We start from the raw sequence: 16,917 nt of genomic DNA on the forward strand, positions 1-16,917 counted from the left end.
CCGTGAAACGACTCCACGCCGATGATAGTGCGGATTCCCGTGTGAAAGTAGGTAATCGTCAGGCTCCCCTGCAGCATCAGAAACCCCACCCCGAAAAGGTGGGGTTTCTGCGTTTACGCACACCGGAAACACAGTACAAGATTCTGTGTCGTCGCGACCGCAAGGGGGCGCTTGACTCCCGTTCCCAGCCTCCGCGTGACAACGCGCCTCCATGCCGGGAGGCGCGTCGTGAAAACGAAGCTATCCGGCAGGCCATGTACTTCATCACAAATGGTCCGCCACTTCGTTATCCCCGCTACTGCCTTGCTCAGATGCGGCAGTTTCTCAGCCAAAAATCAGCCGAAAATCAGCATCAGTGTGCCGCGGCGTCTCCGTCCCCAATGCTGGCCGTTCTCGCAGGTACCCCGCCATCAACTGCATCCATCTGGCCGATTTCTGCAAGCAATGCCTCGTCGCGTGCAATTACCTTCGGCAGATGCGCGCGTAAGAACTCAACCCAAGTCCGCGTCTTCGCATCGATGAACTTGCGTGACGGGTACAGCGCATAAACGTTCATCTTCTGCAGCGTATATTCCGGCAATACGCGGACTAGCGTCCCGTCACGCAAGCCCGTGATCGCTGCATAAAGGGGCACCATACCAATGCCCATTCCCTCGTGAATCGCAACGATCAGCGATTCCGCGATATTCACCTGCACGGGTCCGTTTACTTCCATCGTCTCGCTGCCGTTGGGGCCGTCGAGCACCCATTCGTGGGGTGGAAATGCGGGCGTGTGCAAAATCAGGCACTCATGGTGCGCCAGGTCACCCGGCTGCTGCGGTGCGCCATGAGCGCGCACGTAAGCAGGCGATGCGCACAGGATGCTGAAAGTTGTACCCAGCGGGAGTGACACGAGGTCAGAATTCGGCAGCGTCGAGGCACCGACCACAGCGACGTCGGCGCTACCTTCGAACAGATCGGGCATGCGCTGCGATAACGTCAGCTCGACGGTCACTTCGGGATAGAGCGCGCGATAGCGCGAGATGGCCGGCAACACATAATGCTGGCCGATGCTGGCAAAGCTGTGCATGCGCAACGCGCCGCTCGGGCGTTCGTGCGCGCAACTTGCTTCTTCTTCCGCCGTATCGACATCTGCAAGGATCTGTTGAGACCGCTTCAGGTAACGCTCGCCCGCCGTGGTGAGCGCGAGTCGCCGCGTCGACCGGTTCAGCAGGCGTGTACGCAGATGCGCTTCGAGTTCCGAGACGGCGCGGGACATCGCGCCGGTCGTTGAATTGAGTGACTGCGCGGCGGCGGTAAAACTACCGGCTTCGACCACGCGCACGAACACTCGCATATTTTGTAACGTATCCATCGATCCTTCTATTTCACGGCAGAAGCCGTATTGTCCCCCTGTCCTGCAAGTCCATTGTTGTTCGTTCTGGAAGGGAGGTTCCGCGCCCGTCCCATTAATACGCGCAGCACATGCTCCTACAATCGGCGCCTTGCCTGGCCGGTGCACGCAGCGTTCACCGGCGCCTCTTCCAGTGACAAACCGGGACGCGTTGCTCTCTGATGAAACGCCAACATGCGATCAAACCGACGGTGGACGCCCGCCGCCAGTGGAGCGTCATGTTGCCAGCGCTCAGTCCAGCCATTCGAGACTGGGCGAATAGCGACGGTTTGATCTGGCTGCATCTGGTGAAAACGGTCACCGCAGGTTTGCTGGCGCTCGGCATTGCCATGCTGCTGGATCTCCAGCAGCCGCGGATCGCGATGACGACGGTGTTTGTGCTGATGCAGCCGTTTAGCGGCATGGTGCTCGCCAAGAGTTTCTATCGGATTCTCGGCACCGCGGTGGGAACGATCGCCGCGTTGGTGCTCGGCGCGCTGTTCGTCCAGCAGCCCGAACTGTACATGTTCGGCATGATCGGCTGGGTGAGCGCGTGTATCGCGGCGGCGGTCCGGTATCGGCATTTCAGATGGTACGGCTTTGTGCTGGCTGGTTACACGGCCGCTCTGATCGGCATTCCGAATGTCACCATGCCTCACGAGCTCTTTCTGGCGGCGCTCACGCGAGCGGCCGAGGTGGCGGTCGGGATCGTGTGTTCGAGCGCGGTGAGCGCGCTGATCGTGCCGCAGCGCTCCAGCCTTGCCTTGCGGCATGCGCTCCAGATTCGATACACGAATTTTACTGCGTTCGCGGCCGACGTGCTGAGTCGTGGAATCGAGCGCGGCCAGTTTGAACGGCGCTTTGCGGATCTCGTCGACGAGATCGTCGGATTCGAGGCGACGCGCACGTTTGCCGCCTTCGAGGACCCTGCGATGCGCTCACGCAACCAGCATCTCGGCCGTTTGAACGGCGAGTTCATGGACGCATGCGCGCGGCTGCACGCGCTGCGCCAGTTGCTCAAACGCCTGCGCGACGGCGGCCCGAGCCGGATCGTCGACGCCATCACGCCATATTTCCACGAGCTCTCGATACTGCTGGCGTCCACCCGCGACGCGGACGTCGATGCATCGAGCCTCGCTGCCCGTATGCGGCTTTTCCAGGCGAGCTTGCCAAGGCGCGTACGCGAAACGAGGCGGCCGCTGGAAGCCAGCCCCGCTGAATCGCTGGCGGACTTCGATACGGCCGCGGAATTGCTATATCGGTTCGTCGACGAATGGATCCGTTACTCCGAGACTTACGCGTCGTTGGCGCGGCGCAAGTCGGCAGCAGGGCAGCGCACCGCCGGCCGCTACGTGAGTAAAACCAACGGCTATGTGGTCGCGTTTACCTTTGCGAGATCGGCCGCGGTCATGGCGATTGCCGGCTGGTTCTGGATCGCCACCGACTGGCCGAGCGGCGGTCTTGCCGTGATCGGCGCGGCGCTGGTCTGTGCATTGACGTCGACCGCGCCGAACGCATCGAAAATGGCCGTGCAGATGGCCATTGGTGCTGTGCTGGCGACCATGACGGGCTATCTTTTCATGTGCCACGTGTATCCCCGCATCGACGGTTTTCCGTTGCTTTGTGCGACGCTTGCGCCGGTGCTGGCACTCGGCGCATTCATCGCGTCGCGTAAGCTCGCGGCAGGCTATGGCATCGGTTTTTCGGTGTTCTTCTGCCTGCTCGCCGGCCCGGACAACGTCGTCACCTATGCTCCCGATCTGCTGATCAATAACGGCATGGCGATCACCGTGTCGCTATTGCTTGCCGCGATCGTTTTTGCCGTGGTGTTTCCCGCGGATATGCCGTGGCTCACCGAGAGAATCAAGGGCGACTTGCGCACCCAGGTGGTGTCCGCTTGCAAGGACGAATTACCCGGACTCAATCAACGTTTTCAGTCGAGCACGCACGATCTGACGTCGCAGCTACGCATGCTGCTGACACGCCGCTCGCGCCGCCGCCGAGACGCGCTGCGATGGATGCTCGTCACGCTCGAAGTAGGGCATGCCGTGATCGATCTGCGTAACGAAGCGGCGCATGCCAGCTATTTGCAAGGACTTCATCCGCGCTGGCGTGACAGTCTCGAGCGTACTTGTGACGACCTTGCACGGCTCTTCGCGCGACCTGATGCGCCTGCACTCGCACAGTCGCTCGTCTCCGTGCGCTCGGCCACATGGATCGCGCAGGACGTACTGGAAACCGTTCATGCCGATCGCGACAAGCGGCACGACCTGCAGCGCATTCTGAGTTGTCTGCATTTCATCCGCACAGCGTTGCTCGACAAAGATGCACCGTTTCATGCGCGTTGAGCCCGGTATTCATGTACGCCGGACCGGGTGCACGCTGCGATCCTTCTGCCAGATGGAAAGATCACTTCCGCTTAGCCCCGTTTATCCGCGTAGGTACCGGCCATATAGTTTCACCACTGCTTTGCAGTCCCCACAAGGGACGTCCTACTGGCGGTAACCGTAAGTACTGGAGAACGAAATGAATGTGTTGAAGATTGCCCTGATTGCCTGCTCTTTGTCCGCTGTTGTCGCCCATGCGCAAACGGCGCCGGCCGCTCCGGAACAACAGGTTGCGCAAGCGAATGCGCCGCGCGCCAACAGCGTTGCCGCGCAAGGCCGCGCCGTTGCACCGGCGGCTAAAGTGGACGAGTGTGTCGGGCCTGTGAGCTTCTGCAATATCTACTTCGGCAGCTAGGCAACGCCACGAGTAACACCTGCGGTACCCGCTGGACCTGTCGCGGAAGTGCTGCATGCGATGAAATGCCTGGTCGCGACGCCGTCTCATCAAGACGCCGCGGCCGGTGCGGCAATCTGGCTACTGAGCGAAGCACACCGCAGACGTGCGCACCGGTAGACTGGACGGTTGACTATGGAGAGACCCAGTTTCATGTATCAAGACCGGATTCGTTGCTCCGCACTGCGCGGAAAAATCACGTCGGCCGCTGAGGCGGCGCTTCTCATTCAGGATGGCATGCGTGTCGGCGCCAGCGGTTTTACGCGCGCGGGCGATGCCAAAGCGGTTCCCGTCGCGCTCGCCGAGCGGGTCTGTCAGGAAGGCAAGCCGCTGCAAATTACGTTGATGACCGGCGCATCGCTTGGTCATGACGTAGATCGCATGCTTACCGAGGCGCATGTGTTAGCGCGCCGCTTGCCGTTTCAGGTCGACAAGACTCTGCGCGACGCGATCAATCGCGGCGAAGTGATGTTCGTCGATCAGCACCTGTCCGAAACAGTCGAGATGCTGCGCGCAAATCAGCTCGGCAAACTCGATATTGCGATTATCGAAGCCGTTGCGATCACCGAAACCGGCGGTATTGTGCCGACCACGTCGGTGGGCAACTCGGCCAGCTTCGCGATTCTCGCCGACAAGGTGATCGTCGAAATCAATCTTGCTCAGCCCCTCGCCCTCGAAGGGCTGCACGACATCTGGATTCCGGGCCGCAGACCGAATCGCGAACCGCTGCCGATCGTGCGTCCGCAAGACCGGGTCGGCACGCGGGCCATTGAAATCCCGCCGGAAAAAATCGCGGCAATCGTGATCACCGATAAGGCGGACAGCCCGTCAACGGTGCTGCCCGCCGATGTGGAGACCGAACTGATTGCCGGCCATCTGATCGAGTTCTTCCGGCACGAGGTTTCGCATGGGCGCATGCCGCGGAACTTGCCGCCTTTGCAGGCGGGCATCGGCACGATTGCCAATGCGGTGCTGGCCGGTTTTGTCGATTCGCCCTTCGAAGCTTTCGAAATTTACTCGGAAGTTCTGCAGGACTCGACCTTCGATCTGATGGACGCCGGCAAGGTGACGTTCGCCTCGGGAGCGTCCATCACGCTGTCGTCCGCGCGCCAGGCGCAGGTGTTCGGCGAACTCGAGCGCTATCGCGATCGTCTGGTGCTGCGCCCGCAGGAGGTCAGCAACCATCCTGAAGTGATTCGCAGGCTCGGTTTGATCGCATTGAATACTGCGTTGGAATTCGACATCTACGGCAATGTGAACTCCACGCACGTCGGCGGTACGCACATGATGAACGGCATTGGCGGTTCGGGAGATTTCGCGCGCAATGCGTCGTGCGCGATCTTTGCGACGAAGTCGATGGCGAAGGCAGGGCGGATTTCGAGCGTCGTGCCGATGGTGCCGCACTGCGATCACAACGAACACGATGTGGACGTGGTCGTGACGGAGCAGGGCTTGGCCGACCTACGCGGACTGGCGCCGCGCGAACGCGCTACGCTAATCATCGAGAACTGTGCGCATCCGCTCTATCGCGATCTGCTGCGCGACTACTATCGGGACGCCTTGCAATGGGGTGGGCAAACGCCGCATCAGTTGGATCAGGCTTTCGCGTGGCATACGCGCCTGCGTGACACCGGCTCGATGTTGCCGGCAGTGGAGGCCGTGCTCTAATTAAGTGAAAGCGGCGTCAGGGGGCATTCGCCCCCAACGCCGTAAGACATCAGGTGCTACGCTCAGGTGCCGCGCCGGACAAGCCGGATAAGAAACAGCAGAATGACGGCGCCAATCACAGCGGTAATGATCGAACCGATCCAGCCGCCGCCCAGTGAAATGTGCAGCACACCGGCAAGCCAGCCGCCGATGAACGCGCCGACAATCCCGACGATGATGTCGACGATCAGGCCGAAGCCGCCGCCCTTGACGAGCACGCCAGCCAGCCAGCCGGCGATTGCGCCGATGATGAGCCATGCAATGATGCCGTGTTCCATAATCGAGACTCCATGGTTGAGTGTGAAAAATTCACGGTGACAGAGCTTAGTCGAAGGTTATGGGACAGTCCATATTCAGGACGCGGAATTAACATTGTCTAAATCTATTGCAAGCTAAGTGTAGACGATGCGCGCGAATATGGGGAGCTTACACGTGGCGACTCATTCCGGCGTCGGTTCCGCTTCTTTCGCGATCCAGCTAACGCTCGAGACGCTCTTTTCCATGCTGATGCGGCTCGCCATCTGTTCGAGCTTCGATTGATCTTTCGGATGCAGCTTCAAGGTTGCCGTAACGCGAATGCGTCCCGACTCGTCTTCGATGTCTTCGCTCGTCAGGCTCTGGAAAGACAGCGGCGACGAATACATCGAGTTGGATACCGCGGTACGAATGTGAATCTCGTCGGCCTCCCGGCAAACGATCGTCAGCACATACTCGCGCACGAGATCGGCGTCTGAAACGGGCGCTGCGTTGATGGCACGGCTGACTTCACGCAGCACGGTATTGGTCAACAGCACGACTGCGGTGCCGGCGAGCGCCGGACCGTAATGCCCCGCACCGCACAATACGCCGACCGCCGCCGAACACCATAGTGTGGCGGCCGTATTGATCCCCTGAATGGAACCCTTGTCGCGCATGATCACACCGCCGCCAAGAAAGCCGACGCCCGATACCACATACGCGGCAATCTGCGTGATGCCGGCGGTCCCGTTGCCCGTCAGCACGCCCAGCGTGACGAACAGGCACGCGCCGCTCGCCACCAGCGTGATGGTGCGCAGGCCGGCGTTGCGCTGGCGCATCTGCCGTTCGAGGCCGATCGCAACGCCACAGCTGAAGGCGGCAAGGAGCCGCAAGACGAATTCAATTGTCATCGATCAGAAAGGTTGAGATGCGTTGTTCGCACAGTGTGAATCTTGCACGTGACAACAGCACGTAAGCACGCGGCTGCGGTTAGGCGTGACGACGCCAGCGAGCCAACACTGGCGCGCAAAAAAATCATGGAGCGTCGGCCGGGCGTTGAGCCATGCGGCGCTTCACTGGCAGTGCGAGGGGATATACGACGTGCACCGTCGGCCCGAAGGCAAGACGGCGACAGATAAAGGCTGGCGCGGAAATCTTGCCGATCAGGCGATCGGGCGAATCGAAGCTCGACTGGTACTACTGCTACTGTCCAAGATCGTGATTCCGGTTAAATGAACTGGCCGAATTTTAGGCAGCTCTGCAAAGTTAAGTCAAGCTGGGATGAGGCGGGTGGCGCAATAAGTTGTCGGGTGTCCGCGGACTCTTCCACGACGAGCGCAGAATTTTCCGTGCATAAATACGGACTCCGAATATTGACGACGTCCATCCCGGAAAACACACTGTTTGCACACTTCGAAACATGTCGTGCGGTTCTGGTGCCCAATCCGCGTTTCACTTCTCTCGGTTTTGCCCAGACATCTTTCGGTCGCCCTGGTGTCATGCCAGACGTATCCGATCCGCACAACGTCGCCCCTGTTCGCTGTTTACCCAATTTGAGGAATGTATGAAAGATAAAGCTCTTGGCATCATCGCCGGTGCATTGATTGCCGCTGCTCCGCTCGTGTCGTTTGCCGCCGGTTTGCCCGCGCCGTTTGAAGGCAGCAGTACGCTGCAGGCAGATGGTGTGGTTAAGTCGGTCGATCAGGCTAAACATTCGGTGACCGTGCTCGACGCGCAGGGCGCCGAAGCGTCGTTCACCATCACCGATACGAGCAACCTGGCGCAGATCAAACAGGGCGGCAAGATCCATATCCGTATGATGCGTAACGCCACGGTCAGCGTTACGCACGGTGCCGGCGGCCATGGTTCGGCGGCTCAACCGGCGCCGCAAAACACGGCCCAGAACGTAAGCGCTGAAGTTCAGGCCATCGATCACGCCACCGGCATCATGGCGCTCAAGAGCCCGAATGGCGAGGTGTTTCATATTCAGGGGCGCGAACCGGCAAAGCTCGCTGGCGTGACGCCGGGCATGCAAGTGTTGGTGGCGTATGCACCGCAAGTTAGCGTGGCCGTGGCGCCCGCGCAGTAACTCGTAGTAACAGGCATTAGCTGAGGGGCGCATTAGCGCTGGAGCGCGGACGGTCTTTGCAGACATCCGCGCTTTTTTGTGCCACCTAATCCCGTATGACTTCGGCGCGGGGATGTTGGACGGCTGGTCCGGCGCTTCAGTCGGGCTCGCCAGGCACGAGGCGCAATCGCGTAATCTCCGAGGGAGCTCCCAGGCGCTTCGGCGGCCCCCAGTAGCCGGTGCCGCGACTCGTGTAGACCCACAGGCCATTCAGTCGCGCGAGACCGGCCGTGAACGGCTGCTGAAAACGCACGAAGAAGTTCCACGGGAAGAACTGGCCGCCGTGCGTATGGCCGGACAGTTGCAGCGTAAAGCCTGCTGCCGCGGCTGCTTCCGCGGAGCGCGGCTGGTGCGCGAGCAGTACTTTGATCAGCACGTCGCCTGGCGCGCCGGCGAGGGCCGCAACCGGGTCGCTGCGATGCAACGGGTCATGATGACCCGCCGAGTAATCCGTCACCCCGGCAATCACGGCCCGCGCGCCGTCGTGTTCCACGATCACATGCTCGTTAAGCAGAACGTTTAGCCCCAGGCGCCGGAATTCGTCGATCCAGGCGTTCGCGCCGGCGTAATACTCGTGGTTGCCGGTCACGAGAAACGCGCCGTGACGCGCGCTGAGTCGCGACAGAGGCTGCGTGTGTTTCGTCAGTTGCGGCACGCTGCCGTCCACCACGTCGCCAGTGACGGCAATCAGATCCGGCTTCAGGCGATTCACCGTGTCGACGATCGCATCCACGTAGCGGCCTTTAATGGTCGGGCCGACATGGATATCGCTGATCTGCACGATCGTGAAACCGTCGAGTGCTGCCGGTAAATCGTCGATCGGCACCTCGATCGTCACTACTCTTGCGCGGCGCCGTGCATTGAACAGGCCGACGAGTGTTGACAGCAATGCAAGCAACGGTACCGCCGCCGCCGAACCGATGCGCCAGTGCGCGATCGTCAACGAGTTCGGCCAGATTGCATCGACGGTGAGCAGCGAGGCGAGCGCCAGGTCGCGCACGAACGTCAGCACCAGCAGCGACGAGAAGAAGCCCATTGCCAGCAAGCCGACCCATGCGAGGCGGTCGCTGAGCGGTTGCTGTTGGATGGTGCGCGCCAGCATGCCGAGCGGTATCAGAAAGATCGACAGCACCAGCCACAGCGCGCACAGCCAGCGGCCGACGGCACTCACTGGCATGTCCGGAATCAGACGAAGGCCGACGTAGATATGTAGCAGGATGCCAATCAGGATGATGCGAACAAGAAACGATGAGCGGCGCATAGAGAGGATAGAGGCGGGAAGGGGCCGACGCGCGGAGCAGCGGCAGCGGCTCGCCAGGCGCGATCGTGAAATGGCGGGCGAGCCGGATCATTCTACCGAGATGTGCCGCCCCTTGCCGACGGCGCCAGATTTGCCTCCAGCCGCTGCCGAGCAGGTCCGTGCCGGACGCCGCAACGGGTATCGCATTGCAGCAATTCCGCTTGCCGCATCCGGGCCGGCTGGATCGGCGAAACACTCCGGACACTCTAATTAAATGGGCTTTGAATTGCCTGTCGCGTGGAGTATTCTCAAATACAAGCAGCTTGCAGAAGCGGCAGCCTCAGGCCATCGCGGCCGAGGGGCGGTTGGTTCGGTTGTCAGTTGAGGGCGAGGCAGGAGGGCGCATCATGAAACTGCTTGGATCAGGTAGTCACGTACGCCACGTACTTCACGGGCATCACGTCGGACGAGAGGGCAGTCACGTCATGCTGCCGCTGGTGGGTATATGCCTGATGGCGCTCGCCTTGTACTTCGGCGTGCGCGGCATCGACTTCTCCGAATTGGGCAAAAGCGCGTTATTCGACGTCGTGATGGTATGCGTTGCGCTTGGCATCGCAGGGCTGTTCGGCGTCGTCGGCGCGTGGTTGCGCTCCAGTGGCGACGACGCCGACGAAGGCTTCTGCTTCGTCGGCGCGGTGATCGGCGCGGTGGTGTTCTACGTGGCGCTGTTCGGATAAATACACCGGCGGCACGTTAGCATCGGCGGCGGCATAGGCGGCCGACAGCCTGTCAGACGATCCGGGCGGCTTCGTCGAAGGCGAAGCGCGGGCTGCGCGGGAACAGCTTCGACGGGTCGCCATAGCCCAGGTTGATCAGAAAGTTCGACTTGACGGTCGTGCCGGAGAAGAAGGCTTGGTCGACCTTGGCGGCGTCGAATCCCGACATCGCGCCCGTGTCCAGACCGAGCGCGCGGGCGGCGAGAATCAGATAGCCGCCTTGCAGCGTCGAATTCCGAAAGGCCGTATCCGCGATCGCCTTATCGTTGCCTGCGAACCAGCTGCGTGCGTCGGCGTGCGGAAACAGCTTCGGCAGATGCTCGTAAAACGCCATATCCATCCCTACGATCACCGTGACCGGTGCTGCCATCGTCTTCTCGAGATTGCCCGGCGACAAGGCCGGACGCAGCTTTTCCTTGCCTTCGGGCGTTTTCACGTAGACGAAGCGGCCGGGGCTCGAATTGGCCGAGGTCGGCCCGAGCAATACGAGCTCGGTAAGTTGCCTGAGCACGGCGTCGTCGACCGGTTTGTCCTGCCAGCCGTTGTGCGTGCGCGCCTCGCGAAAGAGTTGGTCGAGAGCCTGATCGGAGAGAATCATGATGGAAGTCCGTCGAAGTAAAAGAACGAGAGAAATGAATGATTGTGGCGAATGACAGCGCAAGCCGCGGGCGTGAGAGTCGTCGCCGTTGCCGCCATAATAGCCAGGGTTTCTAGTCGCGCACGAATCGCGTGCGCAATCGCATTCAGGTAATCTCATGGCGGACCTTTTCGATAACTTCCCAACGCCCGACGTGGACTGGTTCCCGGAGTGGCTCACGCCCGAGGCCGCGGCGCACGCGCTAACCCAACTCATCGACGAAGTGGAGTGGCGTCAGGACATGATGGGCACACCGGCCGGCCGTGTGCCGCTGCCGCGGCTGACTGCCTGGCAGGGCGAGCCGGACGCGGTCTACGTCTACTCCGGGATTCGCAACGTACCGCAACCGTGGACGCCGGCCGTCGCCGAACTGAGGATCGCGGCGCAAGCAAGCTGCCAGGCGCGCTTTAACAGCGTGCTGATCAACCGTTATCGCACTGGTACCGACAGCATGGGGTGGCACGCGGACCGCGAGCCGGAACTCGGCGTGCAGCCGGTGATTGCGTCGATCAGCCTCGGCGTGGCGCGCACCTTCGACCTGCGGCATAACAAGACCGGCGTCGTGCAGTCGTTCTCGCTGAAGGGCGGTAGCTTGCTGGTGATGAAAGGCAACACGCAGGCCGAATGGCGGCATCGTGTGCCGAAGGAGCCGCGTGTGGCCGGCGAGCGCATCAATCTGACGTTTCGCTGGGTGACGCCGCGTGGAGCGGCCCGTTAGATCGAGGGCCGGCCGCCAGTCGTCCAATCCGGCGCCCACCCGGCACTGGCCAATGGCCGGAGACCCTGAGGTCGGGCACTTAAACGTATAAAAGAGCATCGCCCAAGTCCCCGTTCCGTCCGCGCGAGCGAGCGTCATCCCCGCGGAACCGTCCCGTCCCACGTCATGACTGAACCCGCCCGTCATACCAAAATTGATATCGCCGACGCGAATCATATGATTGGACGGTTAACGCCCCAGACACTACGCTACATCACGATCCACACACCCTGAGGGCCGCAAACGCTGGGCGGGTTCGTTATGGATCGCTGACACAACAACGAACAGGAGACAGTCATGGCGAATACACGACGCGCCGCATGTCGTGCGTTGGGCGCGCTCGCGCTTTGCTCGAGCATCGGCGCGCTGGCGCTGGCAACACCGGGCGCTTACGCGCAGGACAAACAGATCACGCTCGGTTTCGCGCAGGTCGGCGCCGAAAGCGCATGGCGAACCGCCAACACCGAGTCGGTGAAGTCCGCGGCGGCGGATGCGAAGATCAAGCTCAAGTTCTCCGACGCCCAGCAAAAGCAGGAAAACCAGATCAAGGCGATCCGCTCCTACATTGCGCAGAAAGTCGACGTGATCGCGTTTTCGCCCGTCGTCGAATCGGGCTGGGAACCGGTGCTACGCGAAGCTAAAGCCGCAAACATTCCGGTGATCCTGACCGACCGCAACATCGACGTGAAGGACACATCTTTGTACGTGACGATGATCGGCTCGGACTTCCTGGAAGAAGGACGGCGTGGCGGTCATTGGCTCGAGGATCACTATAAAAACGATCAAGGCCCCATCAACATCGCCGAGTTGCAAGGAACGGTTGGCTCAGCTCCCGCGAACGACCGGCATGCCGGCTTGATCGAAGTGATCAAGAGCGATCCAAAATTTAAGATCATCGCGTCGCAAAGCGGCGACTTCACGCTTGCTGGCGGCAAGCAGGTGATGGAAGCATTTATAAAAACTTATGGAAATAAAATAAATGTAGTTTATGCGCATAACGACGATATGGCGCTCGGCGCGATCCAGGCGATGGAAGAGGCCGGCATGCATCCGGGCAAGGACATCACCGTCGTTTCATTCGATGCGACCAAGGGCGGCTTCCAGGCGATGGCCGCGGGCAAGATGAACGTCGATGTGGAATGCAGCCCGTTGCTGGGCCCGCAACTGATGTCAGCGGTCAAGGACGTGGTGGCCGGCAAGCCACTGCCCAAGCGGATCCTGACGCAGGAGACGGTCTTCCCGATGAGCGTCGCGGCGCAGACTTTGCCGACACGCAAGTACTGACACGAACGGTATGGGGCAGGGTATGGCGGCCAACTGGTTAGCTATCCATACGATAGGTGCAGGATAAAAAACGAACTGAAGACAGATCATCAGAGTTTCTCCAGCGGTGCCTGACCGCCCGGCTGCTTTTGGCATCGGGCGGTCTCTTTTCCGCCGGATCAGCTTGTGCCCGACTCGATCTGCCTGAGCCCACCCGAGCAACGCAACGCCCATCGAGCGAGGTCTATGACGCATCCCGCATCGGAACCCAATCCGCCAGCCACTCAGGCCACCCCGGCCAGACCAGGGCACGCCCGCGCAAGCGCGGCCTCGCATCCACTCGAGCCGATTCTTGCGACGGCCGGTGTCAGCAAGACTTTCCCGGGCGTGAAAGCGCTGCAGCGAGTCGATTTTCGCCTGTTTCCCGGTGAGATTCATACGTTGATGGGGCAGAACGGCGCCGGCAAGTCCACCCTGATCAACGTCCTGACCGGCGTACTCGCGCCTGATGCCGGCACGATCCGCCTCGGCGGCGAAGTCGTGGCGTTTGCTTCGCCGCAGGAGGCCGAGGCCGCCGGCGTGCGCACGCTGTATCAGGAAGTGAACCTGTGCCCGAACCTGTCAGTGGCGGAGAACATCTTTGCGGGCCGGCAGCCGAAGCGGTTCGGCGCGATCGACTGGCCCGACATCAAGCGCCGTGCGCAGGCCGCGCTCGCACGTCTTGACGTCACGCTCGACGTCACCCGGTCGCTGGATGCTTATCCGATCGCCGTGCAGCAGATGGTGGCGATCGCCAGAGCGTTATCGGTCGATGCACGCGTGCTGATCCTCGACGAGCCGACCTCCAGCCTCGACGACGGCGAAGTCACGCAGCTTTTCAAAATACTTCGGCATCTCAAGCAATCGGGAATCGCCATCCTGTTCGTCACGCATTTCATCGAGCAGACCTATGCCGTCTCCGATCGCATCACGGTGATGCGCAACGGCGAACGCGAAGGCGAATATCTGGCGCGCGACCTGCCCGCCGACCTACTGGTCGCGAAGATGGTCGGTCACGAGCGCATGAGCGCGCGCTTGCGCGAAGCGGCGCAGTTCGGCCATGCTGCCCATGAAGGGGAAGGGCCGCAGGGCAACGCGGCGCTTCAGCCATTCGTCGAACTGCGCGGCGTTGGACGGCGCGGCACCTTGCAGCCGCTCGACCTCGACGTGCAACCGGGTCAGATACTCGGGCTGGCCGGCCTGCTCGGTTCGGGCCGCACGGAAACCGCGCGGCTATTGTTCGGGGCGGACCGCGCCGACAGCGGCACGATTCTGATCGAAGGCCGTCCGGTGCGGCTGCGTTCGCCCCACGACGCCGTGCGGCACGGCATCGGCTACTGCGCGGAAGACCGCAAGAAAGAGGGCATCGTCGCCGAACTGTCGATCCGCGAGAACATTCTGCTGGCGTTGCAGGCGCGACGCGGCTGGTGGCGCAAGATCAAACGGCAGCGCGCCCATGAAATTGCCGACATGTGGATCGAGCGTCTCGGCATCAAGGCGACGGATGCCGAACAGCCGATCGGGTTGCTCTCCGGCGGCAACCAGCAGAAAGCACTGCTTGCGCGCTGGCTGGCTACCGATCCCAAGCTGCTGATTCTCGACGAACCCACTCGCGGCATCGACGTCGCCGCGAAGTTCGACATCATGGACCGCTTGCTGGCGCTATGCGCGAACGGTCTGAGCATCCTGTTCATTTCATCGGAGATCAGCGAGGTGCTGCGCGTGAGCCATCGTGTGGCGGTGCTGCGCGACCGCCGCAAGATCGCTGAAGTGGCCGGCAACGCGTCGAACGAAGACAACATCTATCGACTCATCGCGGGGAGCGGCGAATGAAGCTATCGAACTGGTTCATGCGCGATGGTGCGGAGCGGCCGTTGATCTGGCCTTGCGTCACGCTGGTGCTGTTGTGCGCGCTGAATCTGTGGGTGAATCCGCATTTTCTGTCGCTACGGATCCTCGACGGCCACCTGTTCGGCGCGCCGATCGACGTCCTGAATCGCGCGGCGCCGCTGGTGCTGGTCGCCACCGGCATGACGCTCGTGATCGCCACGCGTGGCATCGATATTTCAGTCGGCGCGGTCGTGGCGATTGCCGGCGCCGCTGCGGCCACGATACTCGCGACGCAGCCCGAGCCGAGTGGCGGATTGATCGCCCAAGCGTTAATCGCAGCGCTGATCGTCGGCGTATTGAGCGGCATGTGGAACGGACTGCTGGTGTCGTTCGTCGGCATGCAGCCGATCATCGCCACGTTGATCCTGATGGTGGCCGGGCGTGGCATCGCCCAGTTGCTGACGGCGGGGCAGATCATACCGATCGGCGCACCCGGCTATCTGCTGGTCGGCGGCGGGTACTGGCTTGGCGTGCCGTGCTCGGTGTGGATCGCAAGCGCGGCTGTGCTGGCCACCGCAGCGCTCGTTGAAGGCACGGCGCTCGGGCTTTTCATTCGCGCGATCGGCGTCAATCCGGTGGCGACGCGCCTCGTCGGCTTGCGCTCGAAAGCGCTGGTATTCGTGGTGTACGGTTTCTCGGGCTTGACCGCCGCGATGGCGGGCATCCTCATCAGTTCGAACGTGCGCAGCGCCGATGGCAATAACGCGGGCCTGCTGCTCGAACTCGACGCGATTCTGGCGGTGACGCTCGGCGGCACCTCGCTGCTCGGGGGCCGCTTCAGTTTGACGGGCACGGTGCTGGGCGCACTGATTATCCAGACGCTCACTTACACGACCTACTCGATCGGCGTGCCGCCGGAGGCGACGCTCGTCGTCAAGGCGGCCGTGGTGCTCGCGGTGAGCGTGATCCAGTCGCCCTCGGCGCGCGCGCTTGCCATGTCGCTCTTCACGCAGCGCGGGGTGGCGCGATGATGAAACGACTTTTCGACGTCTGGGCCCATATCGTCGATCCGCGCACGCTGCCGATCGCCGTGACCATCCTGCTGTTCTGCGCGCTGTTCGGTTTCGGCTCCGTGATGTACACCGGCTTTCTCTCGTGGCAGGTGCTGCTGGACCTGCTGGTCGATAACGCCTTCCTGCTGATTGTCGCAATCGGCATGACATTCGTGATCGTGTCCGGTGGGATCGATCTGTCGGTGGGCTCGGTGGTGGCGCTGACCACCATCGTCGAAGCGGTACTTTCCGAACACATGTATTGGCCGGTCTGGCTGATCGTGCCGATCGTACTGCTGATGGGCACGGTGTTCGGCGCGGTGCAGGGCGCACTCATTCACTTTTTCCGCTTGCAGGCGTTCATTGTCACGTTGGCCGGCATGTTCTTCGCGCGTGGCTTGTGCTTCCTGATCACGACGCAGTCGATCACCATCAACGATCCGACGTTCCAGAAAATTTCCGCGTTTCGCCTCAATATCGGTGTCGGTTCGGTTTCAGCCAATGTGTTGATCGCGCTTGTCACGCTGGCCGCTGCGATCTACGTCGCGCATTTCACGCGCTTGGGCCGCAACGTGTATGCGGTGGGCGGCAATCCGCGCTCGGCCTTGCTGATGGGCTTGCCGGTCGCGCGTACGCGGATCGGCGTGTACGCGCTGAGCGGGTTCTGCTCGGCGCTCGGCGGCGCGGTATTCACGTTCTATGTGCTGTCGGGCTATGGGCTGCAGGGGCAGGGCATGGAACTCGATGCGATCGCGGCGACGGTGATCGGCGGCACCTTGTTGACGGGCGGGGTCGGCTATGTGATCGGCTCGCTATTCGGCGTCGGCATTCTGGGCACGATCCAGACGCTGATTACCTTCGACGGCACCCTCAGTTCGTGGTGGACCCGCATCGTGATCGGCGCGTTGCTATGCGCGTTCTGTCTGCTGCAGCGATTGATCGAGCGGCACGCAAAGTCGACGCGGCGTCCCGGTGGCACCGGTGCGGTCGCAACCCCCGGCCGCGAGCATGAGCGGGGGCCGGGCGGCACCACGGCGCCCGATTCGCACGTGATCGGACGCGCGCCGGAGCAGGCGCTATAGCAGGAATGCTCAGCGG

The 16,917-nt window shown here is 61.8% G+C and carries 15 protein-coding genes; 10 read left to right on the forward strand and 5 right to left on the reverse strand.

Annotated features, from left to right (window positions below):
• Positions 1 to 352: 352 nt before the first annotated feature.
• Positions 353 to 1,354, reverse strand: coding sequence for a LysR family transcriptional regulator (locus tag AC57B6_RS26775; RefSeq protein ID WP_046570927.1), 1,002 nt, complete (start codon positions 1,352 to 1,354; stop codon positions 353 to 355).
• Between the two features lie 200 nt (positions 1,355 to 1,554).
• Between AC57B6_RS26775 and AC57B6_RS26780 the strand changes: the two genes are divergently transcribed.
• The 3 genes from AC57B6_RS26780 (at position 1,555) to scpC (ending at position 5,821) form a co-directional block, all read left to right on the forward strand.
• Positions 1,555 to 3,720 (forward strand): FUSC family protein, encoded by a 2,166-nt coding sequence (locus tag AC57B6_RS26780; RefSeq protein ID WP_496422453.1) that lies wholly within the window; start codon positions 1,555 to 1,557, stop codon positions 3,718 to 3,720.
• A 178-nt stretch (positions 3,721 to 3,898) separates the two neighbouring features.
• Positions 3,899 to 4,114 (forward strand): hypothetical protein, encoded by a 216-nt coding sequence (locus tag AC57B6_RS26785; RefSeq protein WP_030100892.1) that lies wholly within the window; start codon positions 3,899 to 3,901, stop codon positions 4,112 to 4,114.
• 192 nt (positions 4,115 to 4,306) lie between these two features.
• Positions 4,307 to 5,821: a succinyl-CoA:acetate CoA-transferase ScpC gene (gene scpC / locus AC57B6_RS26790; protein WP_106353331.1), complete on the forward strand. Its 1,515-nt coding sequence runs from the start codon at positions 4,307 to 4,309 to the stop codon at positions 5,819 to 5,821.
• A gap of 62 nt (positions 5,822 to 5,883) precedes the next feature.
• On the opposite strand, the gene AC57B6_RS26795 is transcribed toward scpC, so the two are convergent.
• A complete protein-coding gene (locus tag AC57B6_RS26795) occupies positions 5,884 to 6,138 on the reverse strand; it encodes a GlsB/YeaQ/YmgE family stress response membrane protein (RefSeq protein WP_028197420.1) in 255 nt (84 codons plus the stop codon).
• Between the two features lie 162 nt (positions 6,139 to 6,300).
• A complete protein-coding gene (locus AC57B6_RS26800) occupies positions 6,301 to 7,008 on the reverse strand; it encodes an MgtC/SapB family protein (protein ID WP_028197419.1) in 708 nt (235 codons plus the stop codon).
• Positions 7,009 to 7,661: 653 nt separating this feature from the next.
• Between AC57B6_RS26800 and AC57B6_RS26805 the strand changes: the two genes are divergently transcribed.
• Complete coding sequence (locus AC57B6_RS26805; protein WP_030100889.1) at positions 7,662 to 8,186, forward strand: hypothetical protein; 525 nt, start codon at positions 7,662 to 7,664, stop codon at positions 8,184 to 8,186.
• A gap of 136 nt (positions 8,187 to 8,322) precedes the next feature.
• Here the strand turns inward: AC57B6_RS26805 and AC57B6_RS26810 are convergent, their stop codons facing one another.
• On the reverse strand, positions 8,323 to 9,486 hold the full coding sequence (locus AC57B6_RS26810; protein ID WP_496422454.1) for a metallophosphoesterase: 1,164 nt from the start codon (positions 9,484 to 9,486) through the stop codon (positions 8,323 to 8,325).
• Between the two features lie 386 nt (positions 9,487 to 9,872).
• On the opposite strand from AC57B6_RS26810, the gene AC57B6_RS26815 reads away from it, so the two are divergent.
• Positions 9,873 to 10,202: a hypothetical protein gene (locus tag AC57B6_RS26815; RefSeq protein WP_028197416.1), complete on the forward strand. Its 330-nt coding sequence runs from the start codon at positions 9,873 to 9,875 to the stop codon at positions 10,200 to 10,202.
• A gap of 52 nt (positions 10,203 to 10,254) precedes the next feature.
• Here AC57B6_RS26815 and AC57B6_RS26820 read toward each other — a convergent pair whose 3' ends face one another.
• On the reverse strand, positions 10,255 to 10,839 hold the full coding sequence (locus AC57B6_RS26820) for a malonic semialdehyde reductase (RefSeq protein ID WP_028197415.1): 585 nt from the start codon (positions 10,837 to 10,839) through the stop codon (positions 10,255 to 10,257).
• A 157-nt stretch (positions 10,840 to 10,996) separates the two neighbouring features.
• Here AC57B6_RS26820 and AC57B6_RS26825 point away from each other — a divergent pair, with 157 nt between their 5' ends.
• The 5 genes from AC57B6_RS26825 to yjfF all read left to right on the forward strand — a co-directional run bounded on the left by AC57B6_RS26825 (position 10,997) and on the right by yjfF (position 16,901).
• Complete coding sequence (locus tag AC57B6_RS26825; protein ID WP_491564658.1) at positions 10,997 to 11,596, forward strand: alpha-ketoglutarate-dependent dioxygenase AlkB; 600 nt, start codon at positions 10,997 to 10,999, stop codon at positions 11,594 to 11,596.
• A 336-nt stretch (positions 11,597 to 11,932) separates the two neighbouring features.
• Positions 11,933 to 12,919 (forward strand): ABC transporter substrate-binding protein, encoded by a 987-nt coding sequence (locus AC57B6_RS26830; RefSeq protein ID WP_030100885.1) that lies wholly within the window; start codon positions 11,933 to 11,935, stop codon positions 12,917 to 12,919.
• A gap of 225 nt (positions 12,920 to 13,144) precedes the next feature.
• A complete protein-coding gene (locus tag AC57B6_RS26835) occupies positions 13,145 to 14,770 on the forward strand; it encodes a sugar ABC transporter ATP-binding protein (protein WP_496422455.1) in 1,626 nt (541 codons plus the stop codon).
• Complete coding sequence (locus AC57B6_RS26840; protein WP_496422456.1) at positions 14,767 to 15,798, forward strand: ABC transporter permease; 1,032 nt, start codon at positions 14,767 to 14,769, stop codon at positions 15,796 to 15,798. The genes AC57B6_RS26835 and AC57B6_RS26840 overlap by 4 nt, the downstream gene beginning before the upstream one ends.
• Positions 15,798 to 16,901, forward strand: coding sequence for a galactofuranose ABC transporter, permease protein YjfF (yjfF, locus tag AC57B6_RS26845; RefSeq protein WP_496422531.1), 1,104 nt, complete (start codon positions 15,798 to 15,800; stop codon positions 16,899 to 16,901). The genes AC57B6_RS26840 and yjfF overlap by 1 nt, the downstream gene beginning before the upstream one ends.
• Positions 16,902 to 16,917 lie beyond the last annotated feature (16 nt).

It is taken from the genome of Paraburkholderia sp. BGA-UO-ETr-F12 (assembly GCF_059567945.1).

Excerpts from the sequence above, each read along its gene's own strand:
- AC57B6_RS26775 (WP_046570927.1), bottom strand. The coding sequence starts at position 1,354 with ATGGATACGTTACAAAATATGCGAGTGTTCGTGCGCGTGGTCGAAGCC.
- AC57B6_RS26780 (WP_496422453.1), top strand. The coding sequence starts at position 1,555 with ATGAAACGCCAACATGCGATCAAACCGACGGTGGACGCCCGCCGCCAG.
- AC57B6_RS26785 (WP_030100892.1), top strand. The coding sequence starts at position 3,899 with ATGAATGTGTTGAAGATTGCCCTGATTGCCTGCTCTTTGTCCGCTGTT.
- scpC (WP_106353331.1), top strand. The coding sequence starts at position 4,307 with ATGTATCAAGACCGGATTCGTTGCTCCGCACTGCGCGGAAAAATCACG.
- AC57B6_RS26795 (WP_028197420.1), bottom strand. The coding sequence starts at position 6,138 with ATGGAACACGGCATCATTGCATGGCTCATCATCGGCGCAATCGCCGGC.
- AC57B6_RS26800 (WP_028197419.1), bottom strand. The coding sequence starts at position 7,008 with ATGACAATTGAATTCGTCTTGCGGCTCCTTGCCGCCTTCAGCTGTGGC.
- AC57B6_RS26805 (WP_030100889.1), top strand. The coding sequence starts at position 7,662 with ATGAAAGATAAAGCTCTTGGCATCATCGCCGGTGCATTGATTGCCGCT.
- AC57B6_RS26810 (WP_496422454.1), bottom strand. The coding sequence starts at position 9,486 with ATGCGCCGCTCATCGTTTCTTGTTCGCATCATCCTGATTGGCATCCTG.
- AC57B6_RS26815 (WP_028197416.1), top strand. The coding sequence starts at position 9,873 with ATGAAACTGCTTGGATCAGGTAGTCACGTACGCCACGTACTTCACGGG.
- AC57B6_RS26820 (WP_028197415.1), bottom strand. The coding sequence starts at position 10,839 with ATGATTCTCTCCGATCAGGCTCTCGACCAACTCTTTCGCGAGGCGCGC.
- AC57B6_RS26825 (WP_491564658.1), top strand. The coding sequence starts at position 10,997 with ATGGCGGACCTTTTCGATAACTTCCCAACGCCCGACGTGGACTGGTTC.
- AC57B6_RS26830 (WP_030100885.1), top strand. The coding sequence starts at position 11,933 with ATGGCGAATACACGACGCGCCGCATGTCGTGCGTTGGGCGCGCTCGCG.
- AC57B6_RS26835 (WP_496422455.1), top strand. The coding sequence starts at position 13,145 with ATGACGCATCCCGCATCGGAACCCAATCCGCCAGCCACTCAGGCCACC.
- AC57B6_RS26840 (WP_496422456.1), top strand. The coding sequence starts at position 14,767 with ATGAAGCTATCGAACTGGTTCATGCGCGATGGTGCGGAGCGGCCGTTG.
- yjfF (WP_496422531.1), top strand. The coding sequence starts at position 15,798 with ATGAAACGACTTTTCGACGTCTGGGCCCATATCGTCGATCCGCGCACG.